This window comes from Pseudomonas sp. (assembly GCF_037994325.1).
Classification (GTDB): domain Bacteria; phylum Pseudomonadota; class Gammaproteobacteria; order Pseudomonadales; family Pseudomonadaceae; genus Aquipseudomonas.
Genome location: NZ_JBBNAH010000460.1, coordinates 1 through 16,233 on the forward strand (window position 1 = coordinate 1; position 16,233 = coordinate 16,233).

General features: G+C 60.7%; 8 protein-coding genes. 4 read left to right on the plus strand and 4 right to left on the minus strand.

All coding sequences use genetic code 11. The features are described 5' to 3' along the window. Nucleotides 1–1,526, minus strand: a 1,526-nt coding sequence (locus AAAB16_RS15460) for a UvrD-helicase domain-containing protein (protein WP_340664120.1), incomplete at its 3' end; no start/stop codon positions are given. Between the two features lie 212 nt (nt 1,527–1,738). Between AAAB16_RS15460 and AAAB16_RS15465 the strand changes: the two genes are divergently transcribed. Beyond that, nucleotides 1,739–4,621, plus strand: coding sequence for an EAL domain-containing protein (locus AAAB16_RS15465; protein ID WP_340664121.1), 2,883 nt, complete (start codon nt 1,739–1,741; stop codon nt 4,619–4,621). A gap of 294 nt (nt 4,622–4,915) precedes the next feature. Next, a complete protein-coding gene (locus AAAB16_RS15470; protein WP_340664122.1) occupies nt 4,916–6,145 on the plus strand; it encodes a FimV/HubP family polar landmark protein in 1,230 nt (409 codons plus the stop codon). Between the two features lie 36 nt (nt 6,146–6,181). Here the strand turns inward: AAAB16_RS15470 and AAAB16_RS15475 are convergent, their stop codons facing one another. Continuing rightward, nucleotides 6,182–7,237: a DUF1615 domain-containing protein gene (locus AAAB16_RS15475; protein WP_340664126.1), complete on the minus strand. Its 1,056-nt coding sequence runs from the start codon at nt 7,235–7,237 to the stop codon at nt 6,182–6,184. A 407-nt stretch (nt 7,238–7,644) separates the two neighbouring features. Here AAAB16_RS15475 and putA point away from each other — a divergent pair, with 407 nt between their 5' ends. Next, on the plus strand, nt 7,645–11,577 hold the full coding sequence (putA, locus tag AAAB16_RS15480; RefSeq protein WP_340664123.1) for a trifunctional transcriptional regulator/proline dehydrogenase/L-glutamate gamma-semialdehyde dehydrogenase: 3,933 nt from the start codon (nt 7,645–7,647) through the stop codon (nt 11,575–11,577). Between the two features lie 112 nt (nt 11,578–11,689). On the opposite strand, the gene gspD is transcribed toward putA, so the two are convergent. Next, nucleotides 11,690–13,612, minus strand: coding sequence for a type II secretion system secretin GspD (gene gspD / locus AAAB16_RS15485; RefSeq protein ID WP_110615992.1), 1,923 nt, complete (start codon nt 13,610–13,612; stop codon nt 11,690–11,692). 13 nt (nt 13,613–13,625) lie between these two features. After that, entirely contained in the window at nt 13,626–14,321 is a 696-nt protein-coding gene (locus AAAB16_RS15490; RefSeq protein ID WP_340664124.1) for a type II secretion system protein N, read from the minus strand. 250 nt (nt 14,322–14,571) lie between these two features. Here AAAB16_RS15490 and AAAB16_RS15495 point away from each other — a divergent pair. Next, on the plus strand, nt 14,572–16,233 hold a 1,662-nt coding region (locus AAAB16_RS15495; protein WP_340664125.1), incomplete at its 3' end, for an Ig-like domain-containing protein.

The following is a 16,233-nucleotide window of genomic DNA, read 5'->3' on the forward strand; positions in this document are numbered from 1 at the left end:
ACCCGGGCCTGGCCTTTTTCGCCTTTTTCTTCCTTGTGATAGGTGATCAGCCCGGACTGCTCGATAACGGTTTGGGTCATCAGGTGCAGGGGCATCTCCATCACTTTTGCCGCGAGGTTTTCGATCAGCTCAATAAAGCCGCCGAGCGCCGTGGCCGCGCGACCGGTCACGCCTTTATTGGCCACCAACTGGCGCATGCCTTCCCACATCGACAGGTCGCTGTGACGGGCGTGCTCGCGAATGGCTTCAACGGTTTTTTCGCCAATACCGCGGGCCGGCACGTTGATAATCCGCTCCAGCGCCGAGTCATTGCCACGGCCTTCGAGCAGGCGCAGGTAGGCCATGGCGTTTTTGATTTCGGCGCGTTCAAAGAAGCGCTGGCCGCCATAGATGCGGTAGGGAATTTTCTCCCGCAACAACGCTTCTTCGAGAACCCGTGATTGGGCGTTGGAGCGGTACAAAATGGCGATTTCGCTGCGCAGCAGGCCATTTTTGCGCAGGTTGTCCTCGATGGTTTCCACCACGTAGCGCGCTTCGTCGTGCTCGTTGAAGGCGGCGTATAGGCTGATGGCATCGCCCTCGCCACCATCGGTCCACAGCTCTTTACCCAAGCGCCCGCTGTTGTTGACGATCAGCGCGTTGGCCGCCTTGAGAATGCTCGCCGTGGAGCGGTAGTTCTGCTCCAGGCGAATGGTTTGCGCATCCGGGAAGTCGCTGGAGTACTGGTGAATATTTTCAATTTTGGCGCCGCGCCAGCCGTAGATCGACTGGTCGTCATCGCCCACCACCATCAGGCTGTCGCCGCCTTTGCCGAGCATGCGCAACCAGGCGTATTGCACGGCGTTGGTGTCTTGGAACTCGTCCACCAGAATATGCCGGAAGCGGCGCTGGTAGTGCTCCAACAGGCCTGGGTGGTCGCGCCACAGGTCGAGGGCGCGCAGCAGCAGTTCGGAGAAGTCGATCACCCCGGCGCGCAGGCAGGCCGCTTCGTAGGCCTCGTAGATGCTGCGCATGGTGGCCAGGAACATATCGCCGCTGGGTTGAATATGTTTGGGCCGCAGGCCTTCGTCTTTTTGGCCGTTGATAAACCATTGAGCCTGACGGGCCGGCCACCGTTGTTCATCCAGCCCCAGCTCGCGGATCACCCGCTTGACCAGGCGTTGCTGGTCGTCGCTGTCGAGAATCTGAAAGCTTTGGCTTAGCCCGGCCTCCTGCCAGTGCGCCCGTAATAGGCGGTGCGCCAGGCCGTGGAAGGTGCCGACCCACATGCCGGCCGGGTTCAAGCCCAGCAACTGCTCAATGCGGTGACGCATTTCGGCAGCGGCCTTGTTGGTGAAGGTCACCGACAAGATTGAGTGCGGCGAGGCGTTTTCCACCTGGATCAACCAGGCGATACGGTGTACCAACACACGGGTTTTACCGGAACCAGCGCCGGCCAGGACCAACTGACGCCCAAGCGGGGCAGCTACTGCCTGGCGTTGAGCATCGTTGAGGGAATTAAGCAGAAAGGAGAGATCGTCGCGCATCGCGGCATTCTAGGGGGCTGGGGTAGTCAGGGCAAACGCTGCGAGACCAACGCCAGCGCCGACGACTGGTGGGTCAGCGCAGCGGTGCTGGCTGTGCTAACGAAAGTACGGGGTATTCACCGCGAAAATGCCGTGATTGAGCCTTGGGCGATGGATCAGTGTTGTGTATGCTCCGGCCACGACTAGGCATAACCATTACAAGAAAAGGGCCTATGACCGCTAATTCCAGGCTTGCGCTCGAGCTGCCCTTGGCAGAGACCGATCGAGATATTCGTCAGCTGTTTGCCACCGACATCGCCGTGGAACGCACTCGTTTGTTGTACGAGGGTTCACGCATTCCCACGCTGTTTATGCTGCTCTGCGCGCTGGCCTGTGCCTATTTGTTATGGGGCGCACGTGGTGATCTGCTGCTCGCCAGTTGGTTGGTGGGCGTGGTGACGCTGGCGGTGCTGCGCCTGATTCAGGTGGCCGCCTTTAACGCCGCCTTGCCCTCGCGCCAGGCCAAGCCCCATTGGCGGCAGATGTTTCTGCTCGGCGCTTTCGCCTCCGGCATTGCCTTGGCGGTCGGCGCCATCGCCCTGGTGCCGCCGGATGCGTTCTTCCAGCAGGTGCTGATGTTTGGCCTGATCTCGGCGGCCATTCTGTCTGCCAGCGTCGCCTATGCCGTCAGCCTTACCGCCTTTCTTACCTTTGCGTTGCCGTGCCTGCTGCCCACCATTGGTTATTTATTGTTCGCCGGCCAGGCCGCGCAGCAGGGCTGGGGCCTGCTCGGCTTGATCTTGTTTGGCGCCTTGCTGGTGGTGGCTTGGCAGATCAACCGCTTGGTGCAGCGCAGTTTGCTGCAGCGTTTTCACAATCTGGCGCTGATCAGTCGCCTGGAACACGCCAAAACCCAGGCCGAAGGCCTGAACGGTGAGCTGGCGCGCGAGATTGAACAGCGCCGCCGCGCCGAGCGCGAACTGCGTTACGCCCACAACGACCTGGAAATGCGCGTCACCCAGCGCACCCTGGAGCTGGACGCCGCCAGCCACGCCTTGAGCAAAAGCGAGGCACGCCTGGCCTTGGCCCTGGAAGCCAGCGAGTTGGGCATGTGGGACTGGAACCTGATCAGCGACGAAGTGCATCACTCGCGCCTCAACGAGCTGTTTGGTCTGCAACCTGAAGCCGTCACCGTGATGCTGCGCGACCTTAAACCGCGCTTGCACCCCGAAGACCTGCCGCTGCTGCGCCGTGCTCTGGTCGAGCATATGAAGGGCCTGACCGACGATTACCAGATCGAATACCGCGTGTTGCACGCCAACGGCCAATGGCTGTGGATTGAAGACCGTGGCCGGGCGGTTGAGCGCGACGATACGGGCCGGGTCACGCGCATGCTGGGTACTCGCCGCGATATCACCGCGTGGAAAAGCCGCGACGAGGAACAACGCCTGGCCGGCCTGGTGTTCGAGGCTGCCAGCGAAGGCATCATTATTCTCGACCCGGACTACAAGGTACTGGCGGTTAACCAGGCCTACAGCAACCTCACCGGCTACAGCGCCGAGGAAGTCCATGGCCAAACCGTTGCGCGGATGATCGGCAGCCGCGACACCCGCCGCCAGTACGAGGTGATTCGCCAAGAGCTGGAACACAGCGGCAAATGGCAAGGCGAGCTGGTGGAAACGCGCAAAAACGGCGAACTCTACCCGCAGTGGTTGCAGCTCAATGTGGTGCGCGATAGCCGCGGGCGGGTCAGCCATATCGTTGGCTTCTTTGCCGACCTCAGCTCGCGTCGTGAAGCTGAAGAGCGCCTGCGCTACCTGTCGCACTACGACGAACTGACCGGTTTAGCCAACCGCACACTGTTTAAGGAGCGTTTGCACGAAGCCAGCCAGCGCGCCCGCCAAGGCGACCGCTCACTGGCGTTGCTGCATATCGACCTCGACCGTTTCAAACTGCTGAACGACAGCCTCGGCCATGAGGTGGCGGACCAACTGCTGCGGCAAATGAGCCGGCGCCTGACCCAAGCCATGCCCGAGGCCGACACCCTGGCGCGGCTATCCGGCGACGAGTTTGCGGTGATTCTCGACAGCTACGGCAGCCTGTCCAACCTGGCGCGCATGGCCAGCCGCTTGCTGACCAAATTGCGTATGCCCATGACCGTGGGCGGCCAGGAGTTGGTGGTTAGCGCCTCCATCGGCATCAGCCTGTTGCCGGAAAATGCGCGGGAAATGAGCGCATTGATCAGCCAGGCGAACATGGCCATGCAGCACGCCAAGCACTTGGGCGGTAACACCTTCCAGTTCTTCACCGACAACTTGCAGGCTTGCACCCTGGAGCGCCTGCAACTGGAAAACCAGCTGCGCAAAGGCATTGAGCTGGGGCAACTGGAAGTGTTCTACCAACCGAAACTGTGCCTGGCCACGGACACTCTGTCCTCGGCCGAAGCGCTGGTGCGCTGGCGCCATCCGGAACTGGGCCTGGTGCCGCCTGGCGACTTTATTGGCCTGGCCGAAGAAACCGGCTTGATTGCGCCGATTGGTGAATTCGTCTTGCGCCAAGCGTGCCGCCAGGCGCGTGAATGGCAGGTACTGGGCATGGCCGATATTCGCGTGTCGGTAAACCTCTCAGTACACCAGCTGCGCCAGGGCAACCTCACCAACCTGGTGCGTCAGGTGCTCGATGAAACCGGCCTGGCGCCGCATTTCCTCGAGTTGGAATTGACCGAGAGCCAACTGCTGGATAACGTCGAAAACGTCATCATCACCTTCCAGCAGTTGCGCGATATGGGCGTGAAGCTGGCCATCGACGACTTTGGCACCGGTTATTCATCGCTCAGTTACCTCAAGCGCTTCCCGGTCGATTTCGTAAAAATCGACCAATCGTTTATTCGCGATATTTCCGCCAACGGCGAAGATGCCGCCATTACCCGCGCCATTATCGCCATGGCCCACAGCCTGGAACTGAAAGTAGTGGCCGAAGGGGTGGAAACCCAAGCGCAGATGGACTTCCTCAAAGCCCAGCAGTGCGACGAAATTCAGGGCTTCTTAATCAGCCGGCCACTGGCCGCCGAGCACTTCGCCAAGTTGCTGCGCGAGCAGAGCAGTATCGCTTCCTGATCGCCGTCGACCGTCGTCCCCGCGTAGGCGGGGACCCAGAATGGACCGGCCGATCGCCGATCTTTCCGGCATTGGATGGCGAATCGTTGGATCCCCGCCTTTGCGGGGATGACGGAGTGCTTCACAACAACTGAGAAACCTTCGTGGTTTTTTCCGTGTCTGCTGCACAGTTTTGCTTTTCCCTTGTGCTCCCATCGTCAGCATGTGCAAGAGCGCGCAATACGGCGCCGGCAACCTCGCCATCATGCGCGGCCGCACGCGCCCTTGCGTGGTTGACCGATAAGGAGAGCCGACATGCTCAAGAAGTATCCCCGCCTGCTGACGGCTCTGGCCTTGGCCTCGGCATCGCTGCTGCCCAACGCCGCCATGGCCCTGAGCGTGGGCGAAGCCCAGGTGTTGTCCAGCCTTAGCCAACCGCTGCGCGCGCAGATTGACCTGCAGGGCGTGCGTGATCTTGGCCCGGAGGAACTAAAGGTGCGCCTGGCCTCGCCTGAGGCCTACAAAAAGGCCGGCATTGAGCGCGATGGCGCGGTGCTGGCGCTAAAATTCGACACCACGCTCAATGCCAAAGGGCAGAGCATGATCCGCGTGACTACCACACGCCCGATTACCGAGCCGTACCTGAATTTTCTCGTCGAAGTGATTTCCCCGGACGGTCTGCAACTGCGTGAATACAGCCTGCTGATCGACCCGCCAAACTACGCGTTTGCCGCTCCGGCGCCGGTCAGCGCACCCGTGGCCAGCGTTGCCCCGGCAGTTAAACCCACAGCGCCAGTCGCGCCGAGCACCGTTGCCGCCGCGCCGGCTGCCCGCGCTGCCGCGCCAGTGCCGTCGTCCAACGTCGCCGCCGCGGCCAGCCAAAACAGCGACGCACCCGTAGCCGGTGGCCAATACCGCACGCGCAACAACGATCGGCTGTGGGATATCGCCCAAAGCATCCGTGGTGATGCCTCGCCGCAGCAAGCCATGCTCGCCATCCAACGCCTGAACCCGGATGCTTTCAGCAACGGCAATATCAACCGCATGAAAAGCGCGCAAACCCTGCAACTGCCCAATCGCGAGCAGCTGCACGCCACTGAACGTGCCGAAGCGCTGGCGCAAACCCAGCAGCAACAGCAGAACTGGAAAGGCGAAGCCGTGGCCCAGCTTGACGCGCGCAAACGCAACGAAGCCGGCGATGCGCCCGCTGTGCAAGCCGCCAGCGACAAGCTCAGCCTGGTGGGCGAGCAAGGCAGCAGCCGTGCCGAGCACAAAGATGGCGCCAAAGGCAGCAAAGCCGCCGCCAAGAAAGAGGCCGACAACCGCCTGGCCCTGGCCCAGGAAGAATTGGCCCAGTCGCGCCGTGAAGGCGAAGAGCTGTCCAGCCGCGTGGCCGACCTGCAATCGCAACTGGATAAATTGCAGCGCTTGATCTCGCTGAAAGACAGCCAGTTGGCCGAGCTGACAGCACGCTTGGCCGAGCTAAATAAAGCCGCCGAGACCAACGGCGACCTGGCGCAAGTGCAGCCCACCGCTAGCCGCTAATCGGCGCCCTCAGCGCGGGCTGGCGCAGCCGATGGGCTAGCGCCCCGCCCGCTGCAAACACCGGCGATAACGCTCATCCACCCGCTTGGCAAACCAGGCGGTGGTGAGTTTGCGGGTGATTTTCGGGCTTTGCAGGGTGATGCCGGGAAGAATGGCGCGCGGTACCGGTTTGCCCGCGCGCTGGTCGGCCAGTGCGTAGAGGTCTTCATACAGATCAGTGTCTTCAAACGCCAGGCTGTCGCCTTTTTCCAGGGCGCGGCGAATGGCTCCTTCACTGATATCCAGACGTTTGCCAAGGGTGCGTACGGCCTTTTCGGTGTTGCTTGGCAGTAGCGAGCCGGCGGCCAGCAGGTCGCCGTCCAAGGCCAGGTCGATACCGCTGAGTTGGCTGACGGCGCGCTGGAAAGCGGCATTGCGGCTGGCGTACCAACCGGCGTTAAAGTCGGCAAAACGGTACAACGGTTCCGGGTAGTTGGCCGGGTAACCGAGCACGTGGGCGGTGCCGAAATACATGCCGCCGCGCCGGCTAAACACTTCCTGGCGCAGCGTGCCGTTGTAGGTATATGGGTAGTCGCGTGCATGCTCTTCGGCAAAGGCAATGCTCACCTGCATCGGCCCACCGGTGTGCACCGGGTTAAGGGTGCCGAACAGTTGCCCGCCTAACGGCACCATGCCAATAAAGTCATCAAAGATCGCGCTCAGCTGCTTTTCACTGCGCACCGTGGCCAGGCGCTCGCTGTAGCTTTTGCCATTGGGCGAGGGCAGTTGCAGCGCGGCGCTAACCAGAAAGCCTGGGATATGTAGGCGACTGGCGCGGCGGTCGATTTCGCCACGGGCAATCTTGCCCAGGCCTGGCACCTGAGGGTCCGCGGTGAACGTGGACTCCTGCTCGGTAACGGCCAGCACGGCGCAGATGTTTTCGTTGCTGGCATCCAGCTTCTGGCTGGTAAACGCCACCTGAATATCCTTGGCCCAACCCTGGCGATCGCTCACCGTGGCCGGAATCAGCTTGGCGACTTTGCTTTGAATCTCAGTCGGGCTGGGTTGCGGCGGCAGTACCGCGTGCGAGCCGCAGCCGGTCAGGGCCAGCATGGCCAAGGCCAGAACGAGTTCGGGGCGGATAAAGCGGGTTATCAAAATTAGGGCCTTCGCGATGAAGTAATGGATAGCGCCGCAGTGAAGACAAGCACAACGCCGCGCCGGTTCGCTTGAATTGTGTACTGCAAACGTTAAACGTCATTCGTCGGTTTTTTACGCGGGGAATTCGGGTTGCACCTTTGCCTAGAATTGGCCGAAAACGATCCATTTTGTAGCACTCAAAACCGGTTGCAACTGCATGCGCACCGCGCAAGTGCAAAAAGGTAACGCCGCTACAGGCCTCGTATTCAAGGTCTTCTACGACTCTATGGTCAATTGGTTGCGCCTGGTTGCACCTTTGACTTTGAAGGAGTTTAATCCACGCTGAATTTGCACCGCGCGACCCCTTTAGGAAAAAACCAATGGCCACTACCACCCTTGGCGTAAAACTTGATGACGCCACCCGCGAGCGTCTCAAGCTGGCAGCTCAATCGATCGACCGCACGCCGCATTGGCTGATCAAGCAGGCGATCTTCAATTACCTGGAGCAGGTTGAAGGCGGTCTGACCCCGCCGGAGCTCTCCGGTATCGCTGCCGCGCTGGGTGAAGAGCCGTTGGAGGCGCTGACCGAGCAAGGCCTGCAATGTTTCCTCGATTTCGCCGAAAGCATCCTGCCGCAATCGGTGCTGCGTGCCGCCATCACCTCCGCTTACCGCCGCCCGGAGCCGGAAGCGTTGGCCATGCTGCTGGAGCAAGCGCGCCTGCCAAAAGCGCAAGCCGAGGCCACCGACAAGCTGGCCATGGGTATCGCCGAAAAACTGCGTAACCAGAAGAGCGCTGGCGGCCGTCAGGGCTTGGTGCAAGGGCTACTGCAAGAATTCTCGCTGTCCTCGCAAGAAGGTGTGGCGCTGATGTGCCTGGCCGAAGCGCTGCTGCGTATTCCGGACAAAGCCACCCGGGACGCGCTGATCCGCGACAAAATCAGCAACGGCAACTGGAGCCAGCACCTGGGCAACAGCCCGTCGATGTTTGTTAACGCCGCTTCGTGGGGCCTGTTGATCACCGGCAAGCTGGTGGCCACCCACAACGAAGCCGGCTTGGCCACCTCGTTGAATCGCCTGATCGGCAAAGGCGGCGAGCCGCTGATTCGCAAGGGCGTGGACATGTCCATGCGCCTGATGGGCGAACAGTTTGTCACCGGCGAAACCATCGCCGAAGCCTTGGCCAACGCCACCACGATGGAAAGCAAAGGCTTTCGCTACTCCTACGACATGCTCGGTGAAGCGGCCCTCACCGACGCCGACGCCAAACGCTACCTGGCCTCCTACGAGCAGGCGATTCACGCCATCGGCAAGGCCTCCCACGGCCGTGGCATTTATGAAGGCCCGGGCATTTCCATCAAGCTCTCGGCGCTGCACCCACGTTACAGCCGCGCGCAATACGAGCGGGTAATGGATGAGCTGTACCCGATCCTGCTCAGCCTCACGCAACTGGCCAAGCACTACGACATCGGCCTGAATATCGATGCCGAAGAAGCTGACCGCCTGGAACTGTCCCTCGACCTGCTTGAGCGCCTGTGCTTTGACCCAAGCCTGGCCGGCTGGAACGGTATCGGCTTTGTTATTCAGGCCTACCAGAAGCGTTGCCCGTATGTGATCGACTATGTGATTGATCTGGCCAAACGCAGCCGCCATCGACTGATGATCCGCCTGGTAAAAGGCGCGTACTGGGACAGCGAAATCAAACGCGCCCAGGTTGACGGCCTGGAAGGTTACCCGGTGTACACCCGCAAGCCGTACACCGATATTTCGTACATTGCTTGCGCGCGCAAACTGCTCGCCGTGCCGGAAGCCATCTACCCGCAGTTCGCCACCCACAACGCCCATTCGCTGTCGGCCATTTACCAGATCGCCGGGCAGAACTATTACCCCGGTCAGTACGAGTTCCAGTGCCTGCACGGCATGGGTGAGCCGCTGTACGAGCAGGTGGTGGGCAAGATCGCCGATGGCAAGCTGAACCGACCGTGCCGCATCTACGCCCCGGTGGGCAGCCATGAAACGCTGCTGGCCTACCTGGTGCGTCGCCTGCTGGAAAACGGCGCCAACACCTCGTTTGTGAATCGCATTGCCGACCACAGCATCTCGCTCAAAGAACTGGTGCTCGACCCGGTGCTGCAAGTGGAGCAAATGGCTGCCGCCGAAGGTGGTCTGGGCCTGCCGCACCCACGCATCGCCCTGCCGCGCGCACTGTATGGCGACGCCCGCTTGAACTCCGAAGGCATCGACCTGGCCAACGAACACCGTTTGGGTTCGCTGTCCTCGGCGCTGCTGAGCAGCACCAACAACCGCTACGTCGCCGCGCCGATGCTGGGTTGTGACACCCCGGCGCCGGGCGCTGCTGAAGCGGTGAAAAACCCGGCTGATCACCGCGACACCGTCGGCCACGTTAGCGAGGCCAGCGAAGCTGATATCCGCAGCGCCGTGCTATGCGCCGTGTCCAGCGGGCAGATCTGGCAAGCCACCACGCCGGACGAGCGCGCTGCGGTACTGGAGCGCGCCGCGGACCAGATGGAAGGGGAGATGCAGCAGTTGATGGGCCTGCTGGTGCGCGAAGCCGGTAAGAGCTTTGCCAACGCCATCGCCGAAGTGCGCGAGGCGGTGGACTTTCTGCGCTACTACGCCGCCCAGGCCCGCGAGTTTTTCAGCAACGACAGCCACCGCCCGCTAGGCCCGGTGGTGTGCATCAGCCCGTGGAACTTCCCCCTGGCGATTTTCTCCGGCCAAGTGGCGGCAGCGCTGGCCGCCGGCAATACCGTACTGGCCAAACCGGCTGAGCAAACCCCGCTGATCGCCGCCCAGGCCGTGCGCATCTTGCTCGAAGCCGGGGTGCCCGGCGGCGCTGTGCAACTGCTGCCGGGCCGTGGCGAAACGGTTGGCGCGCGACTGATCGCTGATGAGCGTGTACGTGGCGTGATGTTTACCGGTTCTACCGAAGTGGCCGGCATTATTCAGCGCACTATCGCCGGCCGTTTGGATGCCCAAGGCCGCACCATTCCGCTGATTGCTGAAACCGGTGGCCTGAACACCATGATCGTCGACTCCTCGGCGCTGACCGAACAGGTGGTAGTCGACGTGCTGTCGTCGGCCTTCGACAGCGCCGGTCAACGCTGCTCGGCCTTGCGCGTGTTGTGCGTGCAGGAAGATGTCGCCGACCGCGTCATCGAAATGCTTAAAGGCGCGATGGCCGAATACAGCCTGGGCAACCCCGAGCGCTTGAGCACCGACATCGGCCCCGTGATTGATGCCGAAGCTAAAGCCGGTATCGAAGCCCATATCGCCAAAATGCGCGAGAAAGGCCGCACGGTATTCCAGGCCGCCCGCGCCAAAGCCGACGAAATCAAACGCGGCACCTTTGTCATGCCGACGCTGATCGAGCTGGACAGCTTCACTGAGCTGCAACGGGAAATCTTCGGCCCGGTGCTGCACGTGGTGCGCTACCAGCGCGCCGACCTGGCCAGCCTGCTGGAACAGATCAACGCCAGCGGCTACGGCCTGACCCTCGGCGTGCACACGCGTATCGACGAAACCATTGCCCAAGTGGTGAACAGCGCCAAGGTCGGCAACCTGTACGTCAACCGCAACATCGTTGGCGCCGTGGTCGGCGTGCAGCCGTTTGGCGGCGAAGGCCTGTCTGGCACCGGCCCGAAAGCCGGTGGCCCGCTGTATATGTACCGCCTGCTCTCCACCCGCCCACAAGACGCCGTGGCCAAGCAGTTGGGTGGCACAGGCAAGCTGCCAAGCGAACAGAGCAAAGCCCTGCAGGCGTTTAACGAGTGGGCAGGCAAACAAGAACCGAGCGTGGTCGCCCTCAGCAATCAGTTCAGCGAACTGGCGCAAAGCGGCAGCGTGCACGTATTACCCGGCCCGACTGGCGAGCGCAACACCTACAGTCTGCTGCCACGCGAACACGTGCTGTGCCTGGCGGACGAGCGCAGCGACCTGCTCGTGCAACTGGCCGCTGCGTTGGCCGTGGGTAGCGTGGTGATCTGGCAGGAACAGCCGCTCGGCAAAGAGCTATTCAGCGCCTTGCCCAAAGACGTGCAGAAACGCATCCAGCTGGTCAGCGACTGGAGCACCAGCGACGTCAGCTTCGACGCCATCCTCCACCACGGCGACTCCGACCAACTGCGCGCCGTCTGTGAACTGGCCGCGCAGCGCAAAGGCGCGATCATCGGCATACATGGCCTGAACAAAGGCGAAACGGATATTCCGTTGGAGCGTTTGCTCATTGAGCACGCCCTGAGCATTAACACCGCGGCGGCGGGCGGTAATGCCTCGTTGATGACCATCGGCTAAGCGGTGATTAAGCGACCCGCCGTGTGTTGGCGGGTCGTGCTTCTTGCTTAGTGGTGCGCACACACACCCTACGTGCTGCGATAGGCGTGCGCACCTCCTGCGTTCTCTCGCCTTACTGGGTAATCACCGGCAACGTCGGCGGTGCCACTTTCAGCTCTTTCTCAATGCTGTTTACCCGTTCTGGCAGGGTGGGCACGCCTTTGGGGATGTCTTGGTCCGAGTAGCGCAGTTGGCGTTCGCGGATAAAGTTGTATTTGCCTTCGGTCAGCTCGTTGGCGTGGTCGAAGTCGTTGATGATGGTGGGCTTGATAAACACCATCAGGTTTTTCTTCGCGACTTCTTTGTGGTCGCTGCGAAACAGGCGGCCAATGATCGGAATCTTCGAGAAGAACGGTACGCGGTCGCCGGAGTCGCGAACCTCGTCGGAGATCAGCCCGCCCAGTACCAAGGTCATGTTGTCTTTGATCAGCACGCGAGTTTCGATGGAGCGTTTGTTGGTGACGATGTCGGCGGCGCTGGTGTCGCTGCTGACGCTGGAGATTTCCTGGTAGACGTTGAGGGTGACCGAGTCGCCTTCGTTGATCTGCGGTTTGATCTTCAGGGTGATACCCACGTCTTGCCGTTCAATGGTTTGGAACGGGTTGGTCGAGGGGTTGGAGGCGCTGGTGGAGCTGCCGGTGACAAAGGGCACGTTCTGGCCGACGACGATTTTGCCTTCTTCGTTGTCCAGCGTAACCAGGTTGGGCGTCGACAGAATGTTCATCGAGTCATCGGTGGACAGCGCCCGCACCAAGGCTTGCAGCGAGCCATTGCTGTAAAAGCCGAGGCTCAGGCCGGCATCCAATTTGACCGGGCTGGTGGGGAAGCTATCAATGGTGTTGCCCTTGAGCGAGGACTTGAAGCCGCCAAACAGGCCGTCGCCGCCCAGTGCCGCTTCCGAGGTTTTCCACTGCACACCCAGCTCGTTCACTTTGTTGTTCGACACTTCCACGATCACCGCTTCCACCAGCACCTGGGCGCGGCGGATATCCAGGCGTTTCACCACACCTTCGATGGTTTTCATAATGGCCGGCGGCGCGCTGATGATCAGGGCGTTGGTGGTGTCGTTGGCCTGGATGGAGATTTCCGCCGTGCTGATGCCGACATCCTTGTCCTGCTTTTGCAGGCTGGTGGCGATGTTTTGCAGGATCTGCGCAAGCTCGGAGGCCTTGAGGTAGTGCAGGTACATCACCTGGGTGTCGCGAATGATATTGCCGGGGCGGTCGAGGCTGGCCAGCACGTCGCGCAATTGCTGGCGTTTGCTTGGGTCACCGGAGATCAGAATGCTGTTGGTGCGCTCGTCTACCGACACACTCATTTTGCTCGCGCCGTCTTGGCCAGCGGTTTGCGGCACCAGAGTGCCGAGCATGGCCGACAATTCTTTGGCGTTGGCGAATTTGAGCGGAATAACGTCAATCTCGAACTGGCCGGCGCGGTCGATTTCGGCGACCAGCTTGAGCAGTTGGTTAATGTTCGAGGCGCGGTCGGAAATAATCAGCGCATTGCTGTCCGGGTAGGCCGCCAAATGACCGACCTGCGGCACCATCGGCCGCAGGATGTTTACCAGTTGGGTCGCCGGCACGTGTTCGGTGCGAATTACCCGCACCACCAGCTGGTCATCGTTGAGGTCGTTGTCGTCGACCAGGGGCACGCCAGTCTGTTTGGCGTTGGCATCGGGAATGACTTTTACCGCGTCGGCTGATTCAATCGCGGAAAAACCGTGCACTTGTAGTACCGATAGGAAAACCCGGTATGCCTCTTCCGGCGCCATCGACTCATTGGAAATAACCGTAACTTTGCCGGTTACCCGTGGATCGATAATAAAGTTTTTGCCCGTGGCTTTGGCAATCCACTCTATAAACGAGCGGATATTGGTGTCCTGCATATTGATCCGCACTTCATTGCCGGCTTGCGGTTCGGCTTCTTCGGCCCAGGTAAGTGGGCTTGTGCATACGCACACCAGCAACAGCAGTTTCAGAACGGCTCGGATCGACACGTTGGGCACTCTACTACTTGTTCTGCGCGAGTTTGCGCTGGATATATTGTTGATAGGCAGTGGGGGAGTTCTGCTCTACGGCGGCAGGTGCTGGGCTGGGTATGTCGACGGGCACTTGGGCGACAACTTCGCTGTCATTGTTTTGACTTACTTCCGGGGCGGCACTGATTTCCGCTGCGCTGGGTAAAGTATTCGCTGGCGTATTAGCGCCTGGCATTTCACCAAACCCTTTAAAGCTGATTTGTTCGAGTTTTCCGTTACGTTTCAATGTGATGCGATTGCTTTCGATCGCCTGCACAACAATTCCGGGACGCGCTTCCTCGCCGGGCTTGAGAATCATGGTGCGGTCGCCGTCTTCCAGAATCACCGAACTTTGTGCGGCGCGAGCCATAAAAAAAATCGCAGAAACTTGTAGGTTAAGATTACTTTCAGGAAGTTTTTCAAGTGTTTGCGCGGCTAAATCGGCGTCCGGATTTTTTGCGCCAAATAAACTAAGTAGGGAGCTACTGGGTTTATTGTTAGTGTCGGGCTGAGTTGTTTCGCCGGTTTGTACCGCAGCAACTGGGGCTTGGCTGGTTAAACCGCGAATAAAATGGTTTATTTGCCAGCCCAGCGTCGCCAACATGGCAATAGTCAGCACCGTCAGTGCGCTCAAGCGAACTGAGCGGACTGCAAAAAACTGAGTGATGGGAGTAAGTACGGTGGCCATGGAGTCGTCCCTGGAATGGCGCGGCAATACTATCGGCAGTCGGTTTAAGTGCAAAGACAGCTGATAACTCCGTCTGTCGCTTCGCTACTTTCCGAGTGCTGGTTCACATTTTTTCCGGTTATCTGATTTACGTATTTGTATCAGGCTTGAAATAGCTTGGGCGCCTGTATAGCATCCCGCCATCACCAAGGCTGAGTCTATCAACAGCCTTGTGCGGTATGCACAAATTAAATGGAACTTTATCTCGAATATGCTGCACGGATGCCGCTTCCCCGGGTTTCGCCGCTTGCTCGCCGCGCTCTTCGCGCTGGCGACGCCGGACGCGTTTGCCGATGCGGAATTCGATATTCGGGCGGCTAGCGCCCTCGGTTCGGCCGGCAGCGCCAGCGATTATGTCTTGGCTGTTACCGATTGCCGCCAACTCGCCGAAGTCACCATTGTTGCCACCGCCCAGCGCCTGCTGCCGATTGATGCGGCGCGCGACAGCGACGCCCCCAACAGCTGCTCCTTCACCTTTCGCATTGACGGCGCCAGCGCGCTGCAACCGGCTGTGCAGCTGAAGTTCGCCGACGGCAGCAAGCAGGATTACAGCGAAACCTTCCAGCAAGAACGCCAGTCGCCTGAACTGGAGCTGACCCAGTTGGCCATCGAATCAAGCGACGGCGGCCAGTTCCTGGTGGCCAGTTTTGATGCCGCCGATGACGTTGACCTCAGCTACGTCAGCTTTACCCTGACCGGCCTACGTGCCTCCGACTTGCGCGCTGCTGGCGGCGTGGTCAGCCGCGCCGAAGCCACTGCCTTTCTGCGTATGCCGCAAGGCGCACGGGTGTTTCCGCGCACTGATGGCCAGCGTTCGTACACCTTGCGCCAACGCCTCGACCAGCCGCTGTCCGCCGATGAAGTAGCGCGCAACGCGCTGGTGATGGTGCAGGCCGTGGCGGTGGATGCCTCCGGCAACCAGAACAGCTATTCCGATATCCGTTTTATTGGCGACAACGTCGATGAAGCCGCCCGTTCCATCAGCGTGCACCCCGACCGTTTGGTGTTTAGCGATGCCTTGCAGTCGGCGCGTCTGGTGCCGGAAGTGGACTTCGAATTCCGTGGTGTGACGCCGCTGGCCGGTTTAGGCACGGGCATCAGTTACCGCTCCGGCGACACCAGCAAAGTCTGGGTCAGCGCTGAAGGGGTTGTTTACCCGCTCGAAGAAACCGCCGGCCAGGCGGTTTCTGTGTATGTGAGCTATCCCGGTTTAGCCGAAATCAGCCTGCCGGTGACGGTCGACTACAGCCGCCAATTGACCGCTCTGCGCTACGACGGTCAGGCCGCCGGCCAGCCGTTGGTGTTGCCGCGCTTGAATGGCTTCCAAAGCCTGCCGGGCTTGATCGCCGTGTTTGACGACGGCAGCGAAGCACCGCTGGCCGACAGCTTGGCGGTGGAGCTGCAATTGCCCACCGGCAGCGAAGGCGTGCTGGAGCGCAACGAGCAAAGCCAACTGCTGGCCCGTGCACAAATCCCCACCAGCAGCCCGTTGATCCTGCATGCCCGTCTGCAGCGCTATCCGCAGATTGGCGTCGACTTGCCCATCGCCGCTGAAGACGCCGCGCCTAGCGTCGAGCTGCAACCGGAAGCGACCATTGCCGTCGGTTCGGTGCTGGAACTGAATGCCACTGCCAGCGATGACGTGGGCGTGAAAAGCGTTGAATTCTGGCTCGACGACAATATGGTCGGCCGTCGCCTGACTCCGCCGTATGCCTTGAGCCTGCCGATTGAGCAGGAGCTTGAAGGCCGCACCCTGCGCCTGCGCGCCGTGGCCTTTGATGGCACCGGCAAAAGTCAGAGCACCGCCGAGCGCCCGGTAAAGGTGGTGGCCAAAACCAACCCGCAGGTGCCGGCGTTTATCTTCGAAAACCCC